We start from the raw sequence: 21,152 nt of genomic DNA, 5'->3' as shown, positions 1-21,152 counted from the left end.
CACAGGAGTGCCGCCATGTTTGCCAAACAGTATTCGCACCGCTTGCCCGCTCTCTACGACATGGGCTTGATTCGCCGCCGTGCCGCCGAACTGGGTCCGCTCTGGGACGATACCCCGGGGCTGCTGCTCAAGGCGTTCATTGCCGAGGAGCGCGGGCTCTTCGGTGCCCAGGCCAATCTGTATTCGTCGGTGTATCTGTGGTCCGATCCGAGTGCTGCCGCCGGCTTTCTGATGGACGAGCGTTTCCAGCGGGTGATCGACTCATTCGGTCGCCCGGATATCGAGGCCTGGCTGCCGCTGGACCTGCAATTGGGGCGCGCGGCGCCAGCGCGGGCGTTGTACCGCGAAGTCTTGCCCGTCGATCCGGAAGCGGACCATGTCCGCTTGCTGGCGACGGAGGTGGAGCGTAACCGGGCCTTGGTTCGCCAGGACGACACCATTGCGCTGTTCCTTGCTCTGGATACCGCGGCCTGGCGCTTGATCCGAATCACCCTGTCGGCGTCCGCACCCGATCGCCGCCGCGCGGGCAAGGCCTATGAAGTGCTGTACCTGGCGCAGCCGGGCATCGAGCGCCTGCGCCACGCGTCACGAGGGGCGGCGGCTGATCGGCCGGTTGCGGGTGAATTTTCATTGAAGTGATTCAAGCCGTCGCATAATCCGCATAGCATGGGCGACTTCATCGACTCTGGAAGCGCCCATGTCCCTCGAAATACGCGAAGCCCGGCCCAGCGATGCGCCGCAGATCCTTGCCTTTATCACTGAACTGGCCGAGTACGAACGAGCCCGTCATGAAGTGATCGCCAACGTCGTGGATATCGAGCGCAGCCTGTTTGGCGAAGGCGCCACGGCCCACGGCCTGATCTGCCTGCGTGACGGCGAACCGGTCGGTTTCGCGGTGTTTTTCTTCAGCTACTCCACCTGGCTCGGGCGTAACGGCCTGTACCTGGAGGACCTCTATGTTTCACCACAACAACGCGGTGCCGGGGCGGGCAAGAAGCTGTTGCGGCATCTGGCGAAGATTGCCTGCGCCAATGACTGCGGCCGCCTGGAATGGAGTGTGCTGGACTGGAACGAGCCGGCGATCCGCTTCTACGAATCGATCGGCGCGCAACCCCAGAGTGAATGGGTGCGCTACCGGATGGATGGCGAGGTGTTGAAGCGTTTCGCCGACTCCGAAGACTGAGCTCAACGGCTGAAAACGTACTGTCCCTTGATCTTTTTCGGTGACATGAACACCACGTCCGGAAACAGCAGCGACTTGACGTAGAGGACATACACCAGGCTGGCAAAGCCGATCAGCACGGCGATGCCGGTGGTGATCGGTTCTTCGCTGAAACCCTCGAACGCTCGGTGGAATTGCGAGACGTTGAGCAGGACATAGACGGTGTAGTAACTGGAGTGGTTGCGGTAAACGCCGTAGGCCAGCAGGAAGGGAATGACGGCGAACGCCAGGGGCATCAACCAGATGGCCGTCGGGCCGATACTCGCTCCGAGCACAAAGCCGACTGCCGCCGCCAGCAATCCTTGCAGGATCATAATGGCGAGCACCCCGATGACTTTCCAGTGATGGCGCGTGTACAGCTCGGGATCGGGATGATTGGCCAGCAACGCCGCCAGCGCCCTGTCTTTCAGGGCGCCGCCGCGCAAGGACGCGAAAATCTGGCTTTTCGGCGTCCCGGCGTTCAGTGACTCGATCGCCTGTTGCCGGGTTTGTTTCTTGTCCATAAGGCGCTTCCTTGGGTAAGCCTATCCCTGAGTAAGGCGCCATTATCCACCTTGCGCGACGCCTCTGGTCAATCTTCACAGCGTGGCAACGGTTACTGGAACCATTGCCATAACAACAACGTGCCGATCAGGCCGACCACTGAAACGATGGTCTGCAACACCGACCAGACCCAGATCGTCTGCTTGAGCTGCAAGCCGAAGTACTCGCGCACCATCCAGAAGCCGGCGTCGTTGACGTGACAGAAGAACACCGAGCCGGCGCCAATGGCCAGGGCCACCAGCGAGCTCTGGGTGCTGGCCAGGCCGGCCATCATCGGCGCGAGAATACCTGCGGTGGTGGTGGTCGCCACGGTGGCCGAGCCGGTGGCCTGGCGCAGTGCCACGGCGATCAGCCAGGCCAGCAGGACGTAGGACAGGTTGGCGCCAGTGGCGACCTTGCTGATGGTGTCGCTGATGCCGGCTTCCAGCAAGGTCTGTTTCAGACCGCCGCCGGCACCGATGGTCAGCAACAGCATGGCAATCGGCCCGAGGCTCTTGCGCAGTACGCTGCCGACCTGGTCGCGGGCCATGCCGATGGACCAGCCCAGGCAAATCACCGCCGCGATCACCGCAATACCGAGGGCGATCAATGGCTCGCCGAGGAACTTCAGGGTCATGGCCAGGCTGCTTTGCGGCGCCATGGCCACCTTGGCCAGGGTGCTGCCGAGCATCAGCAGCACCGGCAGCAGGATGATCAACAACGAGATGGCGAAGCTCGGTTGGCGCCGGGTCTGGACTTTGGCGGTGAACAGCGCGCCGATTTCGGCCGGCTCCCGCACATCCATGCGCCTGGACAGCCAGATGCCGTACAGGGGACCGGCGAGGATCACCGCCGGGACCGCGATGCAAAAGCCCAGCAGCATGGTCATGCCGAGGTCGGCGTGCAAGGCGCTGACCGCGATCAGCGGGCCAGGATGCGGTGGCATCAGCGCATGCAGCGTGGTCATGCCGGCCAGGGCCGGGATCGCCACCTTGAGCAGCGGTTGGCCGGACTGACGGGAGATCACGAAGATAATCGGCACCATCAGCACCAGGCCGACTTCGAAGAACAGCGGCAGGCCGATGATCATCGCGACCATTGCCATGACCCAGGGCAGGGCCTTGCCCCGCGCATGGCGCAGGAGGGTCGAGGCGATGCGGTCGGCGGCCCCGGACTCGGCCATCAGCGCGCCGAGCATGGCGCCCAGGGAAATGATGATCCCGGCTTCGCCGAGCAGGCTGCCGGCGCCCTTGCTGAACGCCTTGGCCACTTCTTCAGCGGGCAGCGCGGCGCCGATCCCGGCGACGAAGGTGCCGATCAGGATGGACAGGAAGGGCGGCAGTTTGGTGAGGCTGATCAGCACGATGATGGTGGCGATTGCCAGCAGGCAGCAGATGATCAGGCGGGTGTCGTGAGCAAGCCACGCGGCGTGTGAAAGATCCAACGGATACCCCTTCTTGTAATATTTTGTTACGCGGTCGGAAGGAATATACCTGATGAATTCATATAGATGATTATATGAAACAGGTTTTTTGCGAACGGCAGTATGAAAGTCCGGGTAGATTTACGCTGTTCGCTAGCGCCGCCTGAACGGGCTCAGTTCATCAGCATCGGCGGTAAGGTGCCCAACAGCGATACGGCGAGAATCGCCCCCAGCCCGAGCAGCCATTCGACCGTCACACTGCTGCGCAAGACGCTGAAACGTCCGCGACGGCTCATCACCAGGTTGAACAGTGCCAGCGCCAGCATCAGCGCAACCATCAGCACCTTGATCAGCAGGATCAGCGCAAACCCGCTGAACAGCGGCGTTGGCCAGGGCGCACCGGTGAGCATGCGGACATTGACCAGGCCGCTCAGGATAATCATCGCCACCAGCGCGTAGCCCAGGCTGCTGAAGCGTCGCAGGAGCCGTTCGAGGTCGTGCCCGGCCGGTTGGGCCAGGACCCGCAGGAGCAGCAACAGGCCGCCGAGCCAGGCGCCGACAGCGCTCAGGTGGACGAATTGGTTAAGCATCAGCAGGCGGCCGTCGAGGCCGTCGAGCATGGCGCCATGGCCGACGGGGGCGAGGGTCGCCAGCAACAGCAAGCCGAGCAGCAGGTTGCAGGCCGGGCGGGCATTGGCCAGCAGGCTGATCAACAGCAGCAGGCACAAGCCCAGGTGCCAGCTCCAGACCTGACCGAAAAAAGTCTTGCCCAGGACCAACTGGAGGGTGGCGGGACTCAGGGCGTCCGACCAGTCGCCGGTCATATTGGTGGTGGTCAGCAGCAACCAGCCCCCGGCGCTGAGCAGCGCCAGCAGGGCCAACCAGCGCTTGATCCCGAGCAGGCCCCGGTCCAGTGCCGCGTGGAGTGTGTTGCCGATCAGCCAGGGGCGTAACAGACAGGTTCCGAACAACGACAGCACCACCGCGAAATGCAGGAAACGGCACAGGACCACGGCGCTTTGCATGGACTCAGTTGCCCACCTTGAAGCTGTAGTTGCCTTCGCTCTTGTGGGTATCGACCGACACGGCGTGCCACACGACCTTGTACTCGCCAGCCGGGAGCGGTGCGGCCGGGGTGACGATCAGGGTTTTCTTGTCGGCCGGATCGGTGGCGATGCTTTTCAGCCCGACCGGGTTACCGGCGCTGCTGACTTCGACCTTGCTGAGCGCGGCCTCGACCCCTTCGCTGAACACCAGGCGCAATTCGGCTGGAGCGCTGACGGTGGCATCCTTGGCTGGGCTGGCGTTTTTCAGGTGAGCATGGGCGAACGCGGCGTTCGCACTGGCCAGACCCGCCAACAGGAGCAGGGCGCCGAGGGTTTTCTTGAGCAGGGTAGCAGGCATCGATCAGTTACTCGTGGGCTGAAATGAGCTGACTATACTAGCTGGCTCTGCAACCGAACGTCGCATTTGAAGCGTTGTTCGCTTGAGCGATACTTGCAATACGGGCCGAATGACTTCCCGGTATGTTGAGCCACGACACGGACTGCCTTTCGGAACACACCTTATATGCCGACGCGTTTGAGCTTTGTTTGTCATGCCCGCACCGAGGCTCAGCGCCTGGGACGTTTCCCGTTGGACGAGGCGGTCGAGCCCAAGGGCTTGCTCAAGGCCGCCGAGTTGGCGGCGCGCCTGAAGAAACCGGTGCGTATCCTCAGCGCGCCGGAAACCCGCGCCTGGCAGACCGCCGAGGCCTTGGGCAGCGAGATCGAAATAGTCCCTGAACTGGGCGACCTCGATTTTGGCGAGTGGCGGGGCGTTGCCCTGGCGGACTTGCAGGAGAGCAATCCCGAGTTATTGACGGCCTGGACCGCGGACCCGGCGCTGGCGCCTCCGGCGGGTGAGTCGGTGATGGCGTTGTGTGCCAGGATCGGGGCCTGGCTCGACGGTTTTCACGAGGACGGGCATTTTGTGGTGGTCACTCATCCCTTCGTGATCCGCGCGGCGATTCTGCATGCCCTGGCCACCGGCCCCGGGGCCTTCAATGCCATCGATATCGAACCCTTGTCGGTGGTCGACCTGCGCCGCAACGGGCGCTGGCGCTTGCGCTTCTGAGCGGCTCGGGGTGTTTTTTCGGCCGCCGGGGTTGTCATGTTCAAACCGCCCGTAGCATGATCGATCTCATGAACCGGAATCCGCTGAACCTCACCCAGACCACCACGACCGCCTCTGGCGGGCGTGAGGTCGGTGCGTGAGTCGGTAAACGCAGTGACCAGGCCCCGCCAGCAATGGACGGGGCCTTTTGGTTTCTGCGCCCTTGCTGGCATCACACGGAAGGAGAAACACCCCATGCAAGCTGAAAGTGCACAGCGTTCGGCCCTGTTGATCATCGATATGCAGGTCGGATTGTTCAACGGTCCCGACAAGCCCTGGGAGGGGCAACGGCTGCTGGAGAATATCAACCACCTGATCGGCCTGGCGCGGCTGGCGCGTGCGCCGATTTTCGCGGTCCGGCATACCGGGCCGGAAGGCTCGCCGATTGCCGCCGGGAGTTCGCTGTGGCAGCTGTTGCCGGAGTTGCGGGTTGATCCCGCGGCGGATCATCTGCTCGACAAGACGCGCCCCAGTTGTTTCTTCAATACCGGGTTGGCCGAGCAACTGGATGATGCCGGTATCGGACGCTTGGTGATTGTCGGGATGAAGACTCAGTATTGCGTCGATACTACCTGTCGGTTGGCCCGGGACCTGGGTTTCGAGGCGGTCCTGGTGGGCGATGCCCATACCTGCATGGACACGCCCGGGCTGTCGGCGCGGGCGATAGTCGAGCATCACAATGCGACCTTGAACGGGGCGTTTGTGCAGGTGCTGAATACGCCCGACGTGCGGTTCTGAATGGTGACCGCTACGCGCTCATCGATTAATCCAGCCGGCCTGCCGAGGCTATCGGCAGGCCGCTGGCGACTTAACGATTGACCAGTTTGGCTGGCAGGGCGATCACCAGGAAGCTGCTCAGGATCAGGCAACCGGCGAAGAACCAGAGGGCACCGGCGCTGCTGCCGGTCAGGTCGATGGCCACGCCCATCAGCGAGTTGCTGACCAGCCCGGCGATGTTCGCCAGCGAGCAGGCCAGGGCAAAACCGGTGGCCGCCGCGGTGCCCTTGAGGAAGGTCGCCGGCAGGCTGAAGAACACCGGTACCGCGCCGATGATTGCCGCCGAGGCAATGGCGAACAGGGTCACCGTGGCCACCACGTTATGAGTGAAGAAGGTGCTGGTGGCCATGGCGGCGGCGCCGATGAAGAACGGCACGATGATGTGCCAGCGGCGTTCGCGATGGCGGTCGGAACTGGCGCCGATCAGCAGCATGCCGAGCAGGGCGGCGACACTCGGTAGCGCGGTCAGCACGCCGATATGGAAGGTGTCGTTGATCCCCGCATTGCGGATGAAGGTCGGCATCCAGAAGCCCATGGCATAGACGCTGAGCAGGATCGAGAAGTCGATACCGCCGAGCATCCAGACCTTGAGGTTGAAGAAGCCATCGCGAAAGTCCTGCTTGCTCTCTGGGCTGCTGACTTCGTCGCTTTGCAGTTCGCTTTCCAGTATTGCCTTTTCCTCTTCGCTGAGCCATTTGGCTTGGCGAAAGTGGTTCGGCAGCACCCAGAAGGTCAGGATGCCGAGCAACACGCTGGGGATGGCTTCGATCAGGAACAGCCATTGCCAGCCGCGCAGCCCGCTGACCTGGTCGAAATGGCCCATGACCCAGCCCGACAGTGGTCCGCCGATAACGCTGGACAGCGGCAGGCCGATCATGAACAGGGCGATGATCCTTCCGCGGCGGTGGGTCGGGAACCAGGTGGTCAGGTAGAACAGCACGCCCGGCAGGAAGCCGGCCTCGGCGGCGCCAAGGAGGAAACGCAGAATGTAGAACTGGGTGGTGGAGGTGACCAGCAGGGTGCAGGCCGAGAGCAGGCCCCAGGTGATCATGATCCGTGCGATCCAGATTTTCGCCCCGACCTTTTCCAGTATCAGGTTGCTCGGTACTTCGAACAGGATATAGCCGACGAAGAACAGCCCCGCCCCCAGGCCGAAGGCGGTTTCGCTGAAGTGCAACTGGTCGAGCATCTGCAGTTTGGCGAAGCCGACATTGATCCGGTCGAGGTACGCGGCCAGGTAGCAGAAGCACAGGAACGGGATCAGTTTCCAGGTGATCTTGTGGTAAAGCGCTTGGGTTGGCTCGGCGACCGAGGTCGCGGTTGTCGCATTCGCAATGGGCATTGTCTGTCTCCTGGCGGTTTTATACAGCCGCTTTCGATACAGCGCTCTGGGAGCGCCGATCAGGCGGCTTCCAAAGGCAGTGTCAGAAGACTGGGCGTCACACTCGCCAGGAAGCAACGCGCAGTTTATTACGGGACCACGCTCTATGGCGCGGTTCTGCGGTCAAGCTCCCTGGAATTTCGAAATCGGTAACGAAAAACCTGTTGGCGTATTGCTTGCTGATCAGCACTTCTTCGGGCCGCGGTTGCATCGTTTTGCCAAAAAACGCCAGCAAGCTGGCTCTACAGGGGACGTCAGGTCGAGGTTACGGCAGGCGCAGCACCCCACGCAGCACCAGGTCACTGATAAACGCCAGCCAGTCCTGCTGCTGGCGTTTCTCCGCCAGCGGCTCACCGAGGAATGAACTCAGGGTGTGTTGGTTGGAGTTATAGAAATAGCAGAGCGAGGCGATCATCAGGTACACGTGCTTGATGTCCAGGTCCTCTCGAAAGATGCCCTTGGCCTGGCCCGCCTCGAGGATCGGGCGCAGCACGCCGACTGCCTCACCGGAAAGCCGGCGCAGCTCGCCCGATTGCTGCGCATGGCGACCCTTGTGCAGGTTCTCGATGCTCAGGATGGCGACGAATTCAGGATGCTTGACGTAGTAATTCCAGACGAAGGCCACCACATCCCGCAAGGCTTGCAGCGGCTCATCCAGGTTCAGCTTGAGCTTGCTTTCGGCCTTGTTGAACTGTTCGTAGATGTGTTCCAGCACGCAGATGAACAGGCGTTCCTTGCTGCCGAAATAGTAATAGAGCATGCGGTCGTTGGATTCGGCCTCGCGGGAAATGCTCTCGACCCGGCCTCCGGAATAACCATCGCGGGTGAACACCTTCACCGCCGCCTTGAGGATGCGGGCGCGGGTCTGGTCGGCTTGCTGGGCTCTGATGCCGGTCTTCTTGTTCACCGTCGGCATTCCTTCTGCGGTCAGGAAGGGACGGGAATATAGCATGGGGTTGTTGCGCTGACGGTGACTTGCATTGAGACTGAAGCCAGTCTTGCTGGCCTCTTCGCGGATAAATCCGGCTCCCACAGTACCTGCGTGGCACGCAGAAATTGCGTCAGACGTAGCATTGTGGGAGCCGGATTTATCCGCGAAGAGGCCCCCGAGGTCGCCAAAAAACTTCGCAGGCAAGCGCCGCTCCCACAAGTTACCTTGTGCCTCTATCAGGCCCTGAGGGTCGCCATGTCGATCACGAAGCGGTACTTCACGTCACCGGCGATCATGCGGCTGTAGGCCTCGTTGATCTGGCGGATATCGAGCATCTCGATGTCGCAGCTGATGCCGTGCTCGGCGCAGAAATCCAGCACTTCCTGGGTTTCGGCAATACCGCCGATCAAGGAGCCGGCCAGTACCCGGCGCTTGAGCACCAGTTTGGCGGCATGCAGGGCCGGGTCCACCGGTTCGATCAGGCCGACCAGAATGTGCACGCCGTCGTAGGTCAGGGTGTCGAGGTAGGGGTTGAGGTCGTGCTGCACCGGGATGGTGTCCAGCAGGAAGTCGAAGCGACCCGCCGCGGCGGCCATCTGCGCGGCATCGGTGGACACGATCACATGGTCGGCGCCCTGGCGACGCGCTTCCTCGGCCTTGCTCGCCGAACGGGTGAACAGGGTGACTTCGGCGCCCATGGCCTTGGCGAACTTGATGCCCATATGGCCCAGGCCGCCCATGCCGAGAATCCCGACCTTGTCGCCGGGCTTGACGCCATAGTGCTTGAGCGGCGAGTAGGTGGTGATACCCGCGCAGAGAATCGGCGCGGCGCTGGCCAGGTCGAGTTTTTCCGGAATGCGTACGACGAAGTGTTCGCTGACCACGATGCTGTCGGAATAACCGCCCATGGTGTTGCTGCCGTCGACCCGGTCGGGGGTGGCGTAGGTCAAGGTCGGGCCTTCGAGGCAGTATTGCTCGAGGTCCGCCTGGCAGGCTTCACAGTGGCGGCAGGAGTCGACCATGCAGCCGACACCCACCAGGTCGCCGACTTTGTGCCGGCTGACGTTGGCCCCCACGGCGGTGACCTTGCCGACGATTTCATGGCCAGGCATCAACGGGTAGACGGCAATGCCCCACTCGTTGCGGGCCTGGTGGATATCGGAGTGACAAACGCCGCAGTAGAGAATCTCGATGGCGACATCATCCGCTCGCGGCGAGCGGCGCTGGAAGGACATGGGGGCGAGGGGCGTAGTGGCGGATTGGGCGGCGTAACCGATGGCGGTGTACATGAGGAACCTCGCAAAGCTGTGACGGTTGAGGCGAGTCATTCTCTGCGCCGGTTGCGAACCCGGCCATGGCGATTCCTCCGTATGTCTTGCCTATTCCTCCGGCATCGTGTTTCTGTCATTCGCCTGTGCCTCCGGACCTGCGAAGATGCTCTCATCCCTTTTTCCGTGAAGTTTTTGCCATGCTGTTGACCCGTCATCTGGACGCCAATGCCCCCCTGGTTGCGCTGATCGAGCCCCTGGCCACTCGCGACGGTTTCGCGCCGACCCTGTTACCCGCGGTGCAGGTGCTGCGGGTCAGCTGTGACGTGGCCCGTGGCCCGCAGATCTATGAGCCGAGCCTGATCATCATTGTCCAGGGCAGCAAGCTGGCCTACCTGGGGACGCGGACCCTGGAGTATGGCGCCGGACACTATCTGATCCAGGCGCTGGCGGTGCCTTTCGAGTGCGAGACCTTTGCCGGTGGCGCGGGCGCGCCGTTGCTGGGGATTTCCGTCGCTATCGACCGGGCGCTGCTCGGTGAACTGGTATTGGCCATGGGGATGAACCATGACAGCCCGGCGGCGGCCCAGACACCGGAGTCCATGGCCTCGGTGGTGTTGGACGATACGATGCGCGGCTGCGTCGAACGTCTGCTGTGCTGCCTGCGGGACCCGCTGGAGTGCCGCGTCATGGGCGCGGCGCGGGTGCGTGAGTTGTTGTTTGCCGCCTTGCGCGGGCCGCAGGCGGAAGTGTTGCGCGCCCTGGTGGAGCAGCAGGGGCATTTTTCCCGGATCGCGGCCTCCTTGAGTCATCTGCACGGCCATTACACCGAGCCCTTGAACGTCGAGACCCTGGCCGGTTGCGCGAACATGAGCCTGTCGACCTTCCATGAGCATTTCAAGCGCGTCACCCTGCTCTCGCCAGTGCAGTACCTCAAGCGCCTGCGCCTGCTCAGGGCCCAGCAACTGTTGCTGGCCGACGGCCTGGGCGTGGCCCAGGTCGCGCATCGGGTGGGCTACCAGAGTTCCTCGCAGTTCAGTCGCGAGTACAAGCGCTACTTCGAACGCAGCCCCGGGGACGAGCGCGCGGCTTGAACCTGGCTTGAGGCGCAGCCCGCGACCTCGCCGATCACCAGGATCGCCGGGCTCTTGAGCTCGAACGCCAGGGCGTCGGCGTGCATGTTCGCCAGGTCGCTGCGGCATTCGCGTTGCTGGGGCAGCGAGGCATTCTCGATCAGTGCCACCGGGGTGCTGTCGGCAAGTCCGGCGGCGATCAGGTTGCCGCGGATTTCCGCCAGCTTGGCCACGCCCATGTAGACCACCAGTGTGGTGCCGCTTTGCGCCAGGGCGGTCCAGTCCAGCGGGCTGTCGTCCTGGGTGTGGGCGGTGACGAAGCTCACGCCACGGGCCACGCCGCGCAAGGTCAGGGGGATGCCGAAGTGGGTGGCGCCGGCCAGGCCGGCGGTGATGCCATTGACCACTTCGACCTCGATGCCGCGGGCTTGCAGCCAGTCGGCCTCTTCGCTGGCACGGCCGAAGATGCACGGGTCGCCACCCTTCAGGCGGACCACGCATTTGCCCTGGCGGGCATAGCGCAGCATCAGCCGGTGGATAAACGCCTGCGGCGTGGAGCGGCAGCCGCCGCGCTTGCCCACGGCAATCACCCGGGCATCGGGGCAATGCTCGAGCACGGCGCGATTGACCAGGTCGTCGACCATGACCACCTGGGCGCCGCGCAGGACGCGCGCCGCCTTGAGGGTCAAGAGTTCCGGGTCACCAGGGCCGGCGCCAACCAACCAGACTTTGCCATGCATATTCGTTTCTCCAGTGGGCGTTCGATTCAGCCGTGCAGCCGCCAGGCCAGCAGGACCAGGTTCAGTAACAAGGAGCCGAGCGCCAGGGCGCGCCAGACTTTGATCGGTTCGCGCTCCAGCAAGGGACGTGGGCGCGGCGCGGGCAAGTGTTCGGCCTGTTGCAGGGCCAGCAGCCATTCCTCGGCGGTCTCGTAGCGTTGCGCCGGGTCGCTGGCCAGGGCCTTGCCGAGGCTGCGTTCGAGCCAGTCGGGCAGGTCCGGGCGATAGCGACTGGCCGGAACCGGCGTGCCGAACCGAGGGCGTTGGAAGGCTTCGATTTCGCCATAGGGATAGTGTCCGCTCAGCAGGTAATACAGGCTGACGCCGACGCTATACAGGTCTTGCGCCGGACTCGGTGGCACACCGTTGTAGGCTTCCGGAGCGATATAGCTCGGCGTGCCAGGCAGCTCGCCATCGCGTTGGCGGGTCAGCCCGGGGCAGTAGGCCAGTCCGAAGTCCAGTACCCGCAGTTCGCCGTCGTCCCCCAGCAGCAGGTTTTCCGGTTTGATGTCACGGTGCAGGATATTGCGCCGGTGCATCAGGCCCACGGCTCGCAGCAGCCGCGAAGCCAGCTCCAGCCATTGATTGAGCCCGAGGTTGCCGTGCGCCGCGAAGTGCTCGGCGAGGGTGATCCCCGAGTGTTCGCGCATCAGGTAGTACAGGTGTTGGCGCTGCTCGGCGGGGTGTACTTCGGGGAAGTGACGCCCGGCCATGCGCCGCAGGAACCACTCTTCCAGCAACAGGCTCTGGGCCGCCGCCGTGTCGTCGTGGCGCTGCGGCGGCAGGGTTTTCAACAGCCAGGCTTGTTGCTGCGCATCGTGAACCCGGTACAGCAGCGACTGGCGACTCTGTTTCAACAGGCCCTCGACCTGCCAGCCCTCGAACAACTGTCCCGGCTTGAGTGATGGCGGTAGCGGCCACTGGTCGACTTGTCCGAGCAGATCGTCAAGGTCGGTATCGGCCAGCTCATCGACACGGATCAGCACGGCGCTGGCATTGTCCTGGCTACCGGAGCGGTGCGCGGCTTCGACCAGGGCCTGGGTGGTGTGCTCCAACGTCTGGCTGCGCTGCAGGATGTCGGCGATCGACGCATCGCTGAGGGTCGCCCAGACGCCGTCGCTGAGGATCAGGAACTGTTCGTCCTGGCGCAGATCGCCTTCCAGGTAGTCGACCACCAGGTGCTGCTCCAGGCCCAGGGCCCGCTTCAGCACATGCTGCATGCCGGCCTGGCCCCAGACGTGATCTTCGCTGATGCGTTGCAACTGCCCGGCAAACCAGCGATACACCCGGCAATCGCCGATATGCGCGAGGGTGAAGGAGCGCCCGCGCAGCACCAGCGCACTGAGGGTGGTCAATAGTGGCGACTGCCCACCGTTGGCATGCAGCCAGCGATTCTGTGCCAGCAGCAGGCGGTCCAGCGCTTGCGACACGCCCCAGGTCGGCGGCGTGGCGTAATAGTCCAGCGCCAGGGCCTGCAAGGTCGAGCGCGCGGCCAGGCCACCATCGGCGCACTGGCTGACACCGTCGGCGAGGGCGAACAGATAGCCCTTGCTGGCCGCCAGGGCGGGCACCGGGATCACCAGGCGCGTCGCATCCTGGTTCTGTTCCCGTGGGCCGCTGGCGCTGGCCTCGGCATAGCTGAGTTGCAGGCCCATGCGCTGGGCTCAGACCCGGGCGGCGGAGAAGGCCGCCGAACCCCAGGTGGTTCTCCAGCGACGCTTGACCCCATACAGGCCGAACCAGGCGATCAACCCCAGGCTGGCGAACAACCACAGGGCGAGCTGGTAGTCACCGGTGCTCTGCTTGATCGCCCCGAGGCCCGCGGCGAGCAGGAAGCCGCCGACACCGCCGGCCATGCCGATCAGACCGGTCATCACACCGATCTCCTTGGCAAAGCGCTGTGGCACCAGTTGGAACACCGCGCCGTTGCCCGCGCCGAGACCGAGCATGGCGGTGACGAACAACGCCAGGGCCGCCACCGAGCTGGACAGGTGGAAGCCCACCGCGCCGATGCAGATGGCGGCAATGGCGTAGGTGCCGAGCAACGCGCGAATACCGCCGAAACGGTCCGCCAGCGCTCCGCCCAATGGGCGCATCAGGCTGCCGGCGAACACGCAGGCGGCGGTGTAGTAGCCGGCTGTTTGCGGGTTGAGGCCGTACTGGTCGTGGAAGTAACCGGGCAGGGCGCTGGCCAGGCCGATAAAGCCGCCGAAGGTGACGCTGTAGAAAAACATGAACCACCAGCTGTCTCGGTCGCCGAGGGTGCGCAGGTAGTCAGCCATGGATTTGGTCTTGGCACGGTTGGGGGCGTTGCGCGCCAGCAGGCTGAACAGCGCCAGGGTCAGCACCAGGGGAATCAGGGCCAGGCCGAACACGTTGCTCCAACCGAAGGCGGTGGCCAGCAGGGGCGCCACCAGCGCGGCGATCACGGTGCCCGAGTTACCGGCGCCGGCAATGCCCATGGCCTTGCCCTGGTGTTGTGGCGGATACCATTGCGAGGCCAAGGGCAAGGCCACGGCGAAGGAGGCTCCGGCCATGCCGAGGAACACGCCCAGCAGCAGCGCTTGTTCGTAGCTGTGGATCCCCAGTTGCCAGGCCACCAGCAGGGCGGCGATGACAATCACCTGGCCGATGATGCCGGCGGTTTTCGGTGACAGCTGGTCGGCGAGCATGCCCATGATGAAGCGCAGAAAGGCGCCAGCGAGGATCGGTGTGGCGACCATGAAGCCGCGCTGTTGCGTGGTCAACTGCAGGTCGGTGGCGATCTGCACCGCCAGCGGTCCGAGCAGGTACCAGACCATGAAGCTCAGGTCGAAATACAAGAACGCGGCGAACAGGGTCGGTGTATGGCCGGCTTTCCAGAAACTGTTGTGCATCTAACACCTCATCTGCCAAGGGGTTCAACGCCGGTTCGGGGCACTGGGCGGGTGATCTTCACCAGCCGTGCGTACCCTGTTGTCGACGCCAAAAACGCAAAAACGCCGCATCCCTGTTCGTTTTCACGAAGGGAAATGCGACGTCTTTGTCGGGGTGGGGCAGCCGCCGTTGGCTACCGGGTATTGTCTGAGCACTATGTGTGCCAGTTTTCGTTCCTGGCCCGTTCGGCGCTCAAAAACGGCCTTTTCAGCGCGTTGCCCGTGGGCTGAGGGCGGGAGAAAAAGGTCTTGTGCCCCACAACGCAGCCCGATGTTTGTGCGGTGCTGCGTTGCGGTGCGTCATCAGTCGAGCAGTTCGCTCATGGCGATCACCTGCTCGGCGACCTGGATCAGCTTCTGCTGTTTGCTCATGGCCTGGCGGCGCATCAGGGTATGGGCGGCTTCCTCGTCACAGCCCTTCATCTTCATCAGCAGTCCCTTGGCCATCTCGATGCGCTTGCGCTCGGCGATCTGCTGGTCGCGGGCCTGCAACTGCGCGCGCAGGTGCTGATCGCTTTCGAAGCGGGCCATGGCCACTTCCATGATCGGCAGCAGGCGCTGGGACTGGATGCCCTCGACGATGTAGGCGCTGACCCCGGCCTTGATCGCCTGGCGCATCACCGCGGGGTCGTGTTCATCGGTAAACATGACGATCGGCCGGGGTTGGTTGCGGCTCAGCAGCACCACCTGTTCCAGTACGTCACGGCTGGGCGAGTCGGTGTCGATCAGCAGCACATCCGGGCGCACCGCCTCGACCCGCGCGGGCAGGTCGATGGTCAGGCCGGATTCGTCGATCACTTCGAAACCGGCTTCGCTCAAGGCAGTGCGCAAGCGTCCGAGTTTCTTCGAGGTATCGTTGATCAGCAGGATTTTCAGCATGGCGGCCAGCTCCCGTCAGTGATCATTGAGGGCATGCAGGGCAAAACCGCGGGCATAGGCCTCGGGGGCGGAACCGTCCCAGAGGTGACCATCGAGCAGTTGGCTGCTGCGCATCGGCGTGTTGGGCACGGCAATGTCCAGGGCGGTCGCGGCGCGAGTATAGAGATCGAGTTGCTGCACCTGGCGCGCCACGTCCAGGTAGTCCGGTGCTTCACGCAGCAGGCCCCAGCGGCGGAACTGGGTCATGAACCACATGCCGTCGGAGAGGTACGGATAGTTGGCCTTGCCGCGGGCATGGAAGCTCAGGGCATGGGGGTCTTGCCAGTGTCGGCCGAGACCGTCGTTGTAGCTGCCCAGCAGGCGCGGCTCGATGCTTGCCAGCGGGGCGTCGAGATAGTCGCGCCCGCTGAGCAATTGCGCGGTACTGCGGCGGTTTTCCTGGCTTTCTTCGATAAAGCGGCTGGCCTCCAGGATCGCCATGACCAGGGCTTGCGCGGTGTTGGGGTATGCTTCGACGAACGCCCGGGTGCAGGCCAGGACCTTTTCCGGGTGGTCCGGCCAGATCGCCTGGCTGGTGGCCAGGGTAAAACCCTGGCCCTGCTCGACGGCATGAGCGCCCCAGGGTTCGCCGACACAGAAACCGTCGATGCGCCCGGCCCGCAGGTGTTCGAGCATCTGCGGCGGTGGCACCACCACGCTATTGACGTCCTCCAGTGGGTGGATGCCCTGACTGGCCAGCCAATAATACAACCACATGGCATGGGTGCCGGTGGGATAGGTCTGGGCGAAGGTCAGTTTGGCCTGGCCTTGCCGGACGCGGTGCTGCAGGGCCTGGACGCTGGTGACGCCGGCGTCCTTGAGCGGTTGCGAAAGGTTGATGCTCTGGCCGTTCTGGTTCAGGCCCATCAGCACCGCCATGTCGGTGGCCGGTGTGCCGCTGATGCCCAACTGGATGGCGTAGATCATGCCGTACAGGCCATGGGCGGCATCCAGTTCGCCGCTGACCAGCTTGTCGCTCAAGCCCGCCCAGGAGGTTTGCCGCCGTAGATTCAGCGTCAGGCCATAGGGCTGGGCGAAGCCTTGGGTGGCCGCGACCAGCAGGGAGGCGCTGTCGCTCAGGGGCATATAGCCGAGGTTGAGGATGTGCTTTTCCGGGGCATCGCTGCCTGCTACCCAGGCCAGTGGAGATCTTGCGAAGTCGTTGCTCATGCGGTGATTCCTGAAGCTGTGGGGCTGACGCCTGTCACAAGACGGAGCAAGAGTTGTGCCGATAGCCGTCGGTCGGGTCGAACACGCTCCCTTGCAGGGGCCAGCTTGCTGGCGATGGCGGCCGTACAGTCGATGCGGGACTGGCGGCCTCATCGCTGGCAAGCCAGCGCCTGCGGGAGGGCGCTGGCTTGAACATCCTGGTCAATAGACATCGCGCAGATAGCGTCGATCCTTGCTCATGGCACTGACATACAGCGCCGCCGCGCCGCCGCTCATCCGGCCGTGGACCTGGACGATCTTCTTCAGTGCGGCATCGACATCCTTGGCCATGCGGCTGGCATCGCCGCAGACGTACACGCAGGCACCTTGCTCCAACCACTTCCAGAGCTGCGCGCCGGCTTCGAGCATGCGCTGCTGCACGTAGATCTTTTCAGTCTGGTCGCGGGAGAAGGCGGTGTCCAGGCGACTCAGGTGACCGCTGCGGAGCCAGGCCTCCAGTTCCTCGCGGTAGTAGAAATCGCTGGCGGCGCGCTGCTCGCCGAAGAACAACCAGTTCTTGCCGCTGGCGCCCTGGGCCTGGCGTTCCTGGAGGAAGGCGCGAAACGGCGCGATGCCGGTGCCGGGGCCGATCATGATCAGCGCCGTGTGCGGGTCCTGCGGAACGCGGAAGTGCGTGCTGCGTTGGATAAACAGGCGTGCGCCGGTGCTGGCGGCCCGGTCGGCGAGAAAGGTCGAGCAGACCCCACCACGGATCTGCTCGCCATGCCGGTAGCGCACCGTGGAAACCGTCAGGTGCACCTGGGTCGGGGTGACTTTCGCGCTGGAGGAAATCGAGTACAGGCGCGGCTGCAAGGGTTTGAGCAGGCCGACCAGTTGGTGGGCGCCGAGGCTGATGGGGAACTCGTACAGCAGATCCAGCAGTTGCCGGCCCCACAGCCAGTCCTTGAGCCGGGCCTGGTTGGCTTCCTCCTGCATTTCATCCAGCCAGGGGCTGGCACACAGCCCGCAGACCCGGCGCAGGATCTCCGGGGTGATACGGGTGATGTCCAGGTGTTCGAGCAGTGCCTCGCGCAGCGCCATGCTCGGCTTGTCCTTGAGCGTGACCGCGCTGCCACCGTCCAGTTGCAGGATGTCCAGCAGTTTGTCGACCGACTCCGGGCAGTTGCTCGGCCAGACGCCGAGGGCATCGCCGGCCTGGTAGGGGAAGTCCTGGCCGTCAAGATCGAACACCAGATGTCGGGTTTCCTTCTGCGCGCCAGGGGCATTGAGCAACTGATTGTGCAGCAGGCGGGCGTGCAATGGATGATGACGGCTGTAAGGGGCGCCGACGTCCGCCGGGACGGCTGGCGTTGTGGCGACCACCTCGGCGGCTGCCGGGAGCGCGTCGGCGGGCGCCGCCGAACCGCTGAGCGCGGCGCAGAGGGTCGTCAGCCAGGATTCGACGGAGTGCTGTGTGTCCTGCTCGCACTCCAGGCGTGGCAGCAGGCGTTCGGCGCCGAGCTCACTCAGGCGCTCATCCAGCTTGCGGCCGAAACCGCAGAACTGATCGTAATTGGAGTCGCCCAGGGCCAGCACGCTGTAGCGGCTTTGCGCCAGGGCCTGGTCCTGGGCGCCTTGCAGCGCTTGCCAGAAACTGGCGGCATTGTCCGGTGGGTCGCCGTCGCCGAAGGTGCTGGTGACCAGCAGCACGCTGCTGGCGGCCCGCAGGTCGTCCAGGCCGGCTTCGTCCATGGCGCGCAGGCGGGTGCGTTGGCCGGCGGCGTCAAGACGCTGGGCGCAGGCTTGGGCCAGTTCTTCGCTGTTGCCGGTTTGCGAAGCCCAGAGCACCAGCCATTCGGCGCTTGTCGCCGGAGCCGTGGCGGCGACCTGGGCTTGCGGCGCCGTGCCCGGCGTGCGCGAAAACAGCCCGGCGAGCAGGCCGTCCAGCAGCAGGCGCTTGTCGGCGCCGAAGGGCGCGCTGGCGGGGAGGGTGGGCACGCCGGCTGTCTTGGTCTCGGCGCTACGCAAGCCCAGCAGGTAGCCCTGCATGTACAGGCGCTCGTCGGCGGCCAGGCTCAGTTCGGCCGGGATATCGAGGTTGAGCAGGCGGGCGAAGGCATCGATCCGCATGGCGCAAAAGCCCTCCGGGGCGACAGTCGAGGCGCCGGCCAGCGCGCGCTCGGGTAGCAGGCTGGCGGGCTCCGGCGCCAGGGCCAGGAGGTTCACCGCGCAGAACTTGAATGCCGGCTGCAACGACAGCGGGTCGATGGCATCGCTGGTGACGGCGTTGATAGCCAGGTCGTCGCCGAATACATCGTTCCAGTGAAAGGGCGCAAAACAGTTGCCCGGCCGGACCCGGTCGCTGATCAGCGCCGGCAGCACCGCCCGGCCGCGCCGCGAACGGATCTGCACCGGATCGCGTTCCTTGATGCCCAGGCGCGTGGCATCGTCGGGGTGGATTTCCACGAAAGGCCCGGGGTTGAGTTTGTTCAGGCTCGCTACCTTGCCGGTCTTCGTCAGGGTGTGCCATTGGTGTTGCAGCCGCCCGGTGTTGAGCACCAGCGGGAATTCTTCATCGGGCATTTCCGCCGGCATCAGGTGTGGCCGGGCAAAGAACTGCGCCTTGCCGCTGTCGGTGGGGAAGACGAGTGCCGGTTGCTGGCCGTCCTGATCGTACTTCAACGTCTGGCTGATACCGTTGTTGAGGTAGCGGATCGGATTGCGCGTGGCGCCTTGCGCCTCGGCGCACGGCCATTGCAGTGGTTGCTCGCGCAGGCGGGCATAGCTGGCGCCGCGCAGGTCGTAGCCGGTCTTGGGGTTCCAGGCCTGCTTGATCTCCTCGAATACCGCCTCGGCGCTGTCGTAGGTAAAAGCCTCGGCATAGCCCATTTCGCAGGCCACGCGGGCGATGATCTGCCAGTCGGGGAGGGTCTCGCCCGGTGGCTCGACGGCCTGCTGCATCAGGGTCAGGTTGCGTTCGGAGTTGATCATCACGCCCTGTGCCTCGGCCCACAGGGCCCCGGGCAGGAGGATATCGGCATAGCGGTTGGTTTCGGTGTCCAGGTAGGCGTCCTGGCTGATCACCAGTTCGGCGGCTTGCAGTGCCTCGATGACGTTCTGCCGGTTGGGGACGCTGGCCACCGGATTGGTGCAGATAATCCAGCAGGCCTTGATGCTGCCGGCGCGCAGAGCCTCGAACATCGCCACCGTGCCGTCGCCGGCTTCGGCCCGCAGGCTGCCGGGAGCCAGTTGCCAAAGCTGCTCGATGAAGGCCCGGTCGCTGGCCACCAGCGCCGAGCGCTGGCCCGGCAGGCCGGGGCCCATGTAGCCCATCTCGCGCCCGCCCATGGCGTTGGGTTGCCCGGTCAGGGAAAACGGTCCGCTGCCAGGACGACACAGGGTGCCGGTGGCCAGGTGCAGGTTGCACAGCGCGTTGGTGTGCCAGGTGCCCTGCACGCTCTGGTTGAGGCCCATGGTCCAGCAGCTCATCCAGTTGGCGGCCTGGCCGATCCACTGCGCGGCCTGGTGCAGGTCGGCCTCGGCCAGGCCGGTCAGCTCGGCCACCCGGGCCGGGGTGTAGTCTTCGAGGAAGTCGGGCATCACCTCCCAACCTTCGGTGAAGCTGGCAATGAAATCAGCGTCGCTGTGGCCGTTTTTCACCAGCAGGTGCAGCAGGCCGTTGAGCAGCGCGAGGTCGGTGCCCGGTTTGATCTGCAGGAACAGGTCGGCCTTGTCGGCGGTACCGGTGCGCCGCGGATCGACGACGATCAGCTTGGCCCCGGCCTTGACTCGATCCAGCAGGCGCAGAAACAGGATCGGATGACAGTCGGCCATGTTCGCGCCGATTACCAGGAACAGCTCGCTGTGCTCGAAGTCCTCGTAGGAGCCCGGTGGGCCGTCTGCTCCCAGTGACAGTTTGTAGCCGCTGCCGGCGCTGGCCATGCACAGGCGCGAGTTGGATTCGATATGGCGGCTGCGAATAAAGCCCTTGGTCAGCTTGTTGGCCAGATACTGTGCTTCCAGCGACATTTGCCCGGACACATACAGCGCCACGGCGTCCGCGCCATGGCTGTCGATAATGCCGCGCAGACGGCTGGCGGTGGCGCTGATGGCCTGGTCGACGGCCACTCGGGCCGGATCGCGGCTGCGTTGCGAGCGCATGAAGGCATGCTCCATGCGCCCGGAATCGGCCACGGCCTGGCCGCAGGTGCTGCCCTTGGTGCACAGGCGGCCGAAATTGCTCGGGTGTTGTTTGTCGCCCGAGACCTTGACGATGAGGTTGTCCTCGACCTGCATGACGATGCCGCACCCCACGCCGCAATAAGGACAGACGCTGCGCACGGTTTTGCTGGCCACCTGGGTATCGGTCATTGTGCGTCCTCGATGATGCACCACGGGTTTGAACCGGGTCCGGCAGAAACGACAAAGGCGCCGGCTGCCCCACGTTTTTCAACGGGAGCGGCACGGCGCCTTTGTCGTGACTGTTGCCTGAATATTGAATGAGCAGTGCCATCGACGTTGATGGCCTGTGCAGGCATTAGCAAGGTGCGCGCCAACTGTCGCGAGCCGGCCTTTGATGGCGGTCGGCGGGGTGGGACAGACAAGGTCGGCGCGCCAGGACCGGGCGCCTTGGCATGGGC

At 64.3% G+C, this 21,152-nt stretch carries 18 protein-coding genes; 5 read left to right on the top strand and 13 right to left on the bottom strand.

What is annotated here, in order from left to right; translation table 11 throughout:
* Positions 1-15: 15 nt before the first annotated feature.
* Positions 16-639, top strand: a complete 624-nt coding sequence (locus PFEN_RS00255) for a DUF4865 family protein (RefSeq protein ID WP_191485053.1) — start codon at positions 16-18, stop codon at positions 637-639.
* A gap of 58 nt (positions 640-697) precedes the next feature.
* Positions 698-1,183: a GNAT family N-acetyltransferase gene (locus PFEN_RS00250; protein ID WP_191485052.1), complete on the top strand. Its 486-nt coding sequence runs from the start codon at positions 698-700 to the stop codon at positions 1,181-1,183.
* Between the two features lie 2 nt (positions 1,184-1,185).
* Here PFEN_RS00250 and PFEN_RS00245 read toward each other — a convergent pair whose 3' ends face one another.
* The 4 genes from PFEN_RS00245 to copC form a co-directional block, all read right to left on the bottom strand.
* Entirely contained in the window at positions 1,186-1,725 is a 540-nt protein-coding gene (locus tag PFEN_RS00245) for a hypothetical protein (protein WP_191485051.1), read from the bottom strand.
* A gap of 92 nt (positions 1,726-1,817) precedes the next feature.
* Positions 1,818-3,188, bottom strand: coding sequence for a gluconate:H+ symporter (locus PFEN_RS00240; RefSeq protein WP_191485050.1), 1,371 nt, complete (start codon positions 3,186-3,188; stop codon positions 1,818-1,820).
* A 152-nt stretch (positions 3,189-3,340) separates the two neighbouring features.
* Positions 3,341-4,192 carry a copper homeostasis membrane protein CopD gene (gene copD, locus PFEN_RS00235; protein WP_191485049.1) on the bottom strand — a complete coding sequence of 284 codons (852 nt, stop codon included), beginning with the start codon at positions 4,190-4,192 and terminating at the stop codon, positions 3,341-3,343.
* A 4-nt stretch (positions 4,193-4,196) separates the two neighbouring features.
* Entirely contained in the window at positions 4,197-4,571 is a 375-nt protein-coding gene (copC, locus tag PFEN_RS00230) for a copper homeostasis periplasmic binding protein CopC (RefSeq protein ID WP_191485048.1), read from the bottom strand.
* A 165-nt stretch (positions 4,572-4,736) separates the two neighbouring features.
* On the opposite strand from copC, the gene PFEN_RS00225 reads away from it, so the two are divergent.
* Positions 4,737-5,282, top strand: coding sequence for a histidine phosphatase family protein (locus tag PFEN_RS00225; RefSeq protein WP_191485047.1), 546 nt, complete (start codon positions 4,737-4,739; stop codon positions 5,280-5,282).
* Between the two features lie 234 nt (positions 5,283-5,516).
* Positions 5,517-6,059, top strand: coding sequence for a cysteine hydrolase family protein (locus tag PFEN_RS00220; RefSeq protein ID WP_191485046.1), 543 nt, complete (start codon positions 5,517-5,519; stop codon positions 6,057-6,059).
* Between the two features lie 70 nt (positions 6,060-6,129).
* Here the strand turns inward: PFEN_RS00220 and PFEN_RS00215 are convergent, their stop codons facing one another.
* The 3 genes from PFEN_RS00215 to PFEN_RS00205 all read right to left on the bottom strand — a co-directional run bounded on the left by PFEN_RS00215 (position 6,130) and on the right by PFEN_RS00205 (position 9,699).
* Entirely contained in the window at positions 6,130-7,440 is a 1,311-nt protein-coding gene (locus tag PFEN_RS00215; protein ID WP_191485045.1) for an MFS transporter, read from the bottom strand.
* A gap of 304 nt (positions 7,441-7,744) precedes the next feature.
* A complete protein-coding gene (locus tag PFEN_RS00210; RefSeq protein WP_191485893.1) occupies positions 7,745-8,395 on the bottom strand; it encodes a TetR/AcrR family transcriptional regulator in 651 nt (216 codons plus the stop codon).
* A gap of 251 nt (positions 8,396-8,646) precedes the next feature.
* A complete protein-coding gene (locus PFEN_RS00205; protein ID WP_191485044.1) occupies positions 8,647-9,699 on the bottom strand; it encodes an NAD(P)-dependent alcohol dehydrogenase in 1,053 nt (350 codons plus the stop codon).
* Positions 9,700-9,878: 179 nt separating this feature from the next.
* Between PFEN_RS00205 and PFEN_RS00200 the strand changes: the two genes are divergently transcribed.
* Positions 9,879-10,772 carry an AraC family transcriptional regulator gene (locus tag PFEN_RS00200; protein ID WP_191485043.1) on the top strand — a complete coding sequence of 298 codons (894 nt, stop codon included), beginning with the start codon at positions 9,879-9,881 and terminating at the stop codon, positions 10,770-10,772.
* Here the strand turns inward: PFEN_RS00200 and cobA are convergent.
* The 6 genes from cobA to PFEN_RS00170 form a co-directional block, all read right to left on the bottom strand.
* A complete protein-coding gene (cobA, locus tag PFEN_RS00195) occupies positions 10,733-11,491 on the bottom strand; it encodes a uroporphyrinogen-III C-methyltransferase (RefSeq protein ID WP_191485042.1) in 759 nt (252 codons plus the stop codon). The genes PFEN_RS00200 and cobA overlap by 40 nt on opposite strands.
* Before the next feature lie 26 nt (positions 11,492-11,517).
* A complete protein-coding gene (locus PFEN_RS00190; RefSeq protein ID WP_191485041.1) occupies positions 11,518-13,185 on the bottom strand; it encodes a bifunctional protein-serine/threonine kinase/phosphatase in 1,668 nt (555 codons plus the stop codon).
* Positions 13,186-13,194: 9 nt separating this feature from the next.
* Positions 13,195-14,406, bottom strand: coding sequence for a nitrate/nitrite transporter (locus PFEN_RS00185; protein ID WP_191485040.1), 1,212 nt, complete (start codon positions 14,404-14,406; stop codon positions 13,195-13,197).
* A gap of 342 nt (positions 14,407-14,748) precedes the next feature.
* Positions 14,749-15,324, bottom strand: coding sequence for an ANTAR domain-containing response regulator (locus tag PFEN_RS00180; RefSeq protein WP_191485039.1), 576 nt, complete (start codon positions 15,322-15,324; stop codon positions 14,749-14,751).
* A 15-nt stretch (positions 15,325-15,339) separates the two neighbouring features.
* The gene (locus PFEN_RS00175) at positions 15,340-16,533 is read right to left on the bottom strand and encodes a CmpA/NrtA family ABC transporter substrate-binding protein (RefSeq protein ID WP_191485038.1); all 1,194 of its coding nucleotides are present in this window, start codon (positions 16,531-16,533) and stop codon (positions 15,340-15,342) included.
* 201 nt (positions 16,534-16,734) lie between these two features.
* Positions 16,735-20,868: a bifunctional nitrate reductase/sulfite reductase flavoprotein subunit alpha gene (locus PFEN_RS00170; protein ID WP_191485892.1), complete on the bottom strand. Its 4,134-nt coding sequence runs from the start codon at positions 20,866-20,868 to the stop codon at positions 16,735-16,737.
* Between the last annotated feature and the right edge of the window lie 284 nt (positions 20,869-21,152).

This window comes from Pseudomonas sp. FEN, from assembly GCF_904067045.1.
GTDB lineage: Bacteria > Pseudomonadota > Gammaproteobacteria > Pseudomonadales > Pseudomonadaceae > Aquipseudomonas.
Note: the sequence above shows the minus strand (reverse complement) of the source record. Positions and strands in the feature narration are given on the sequence as shown.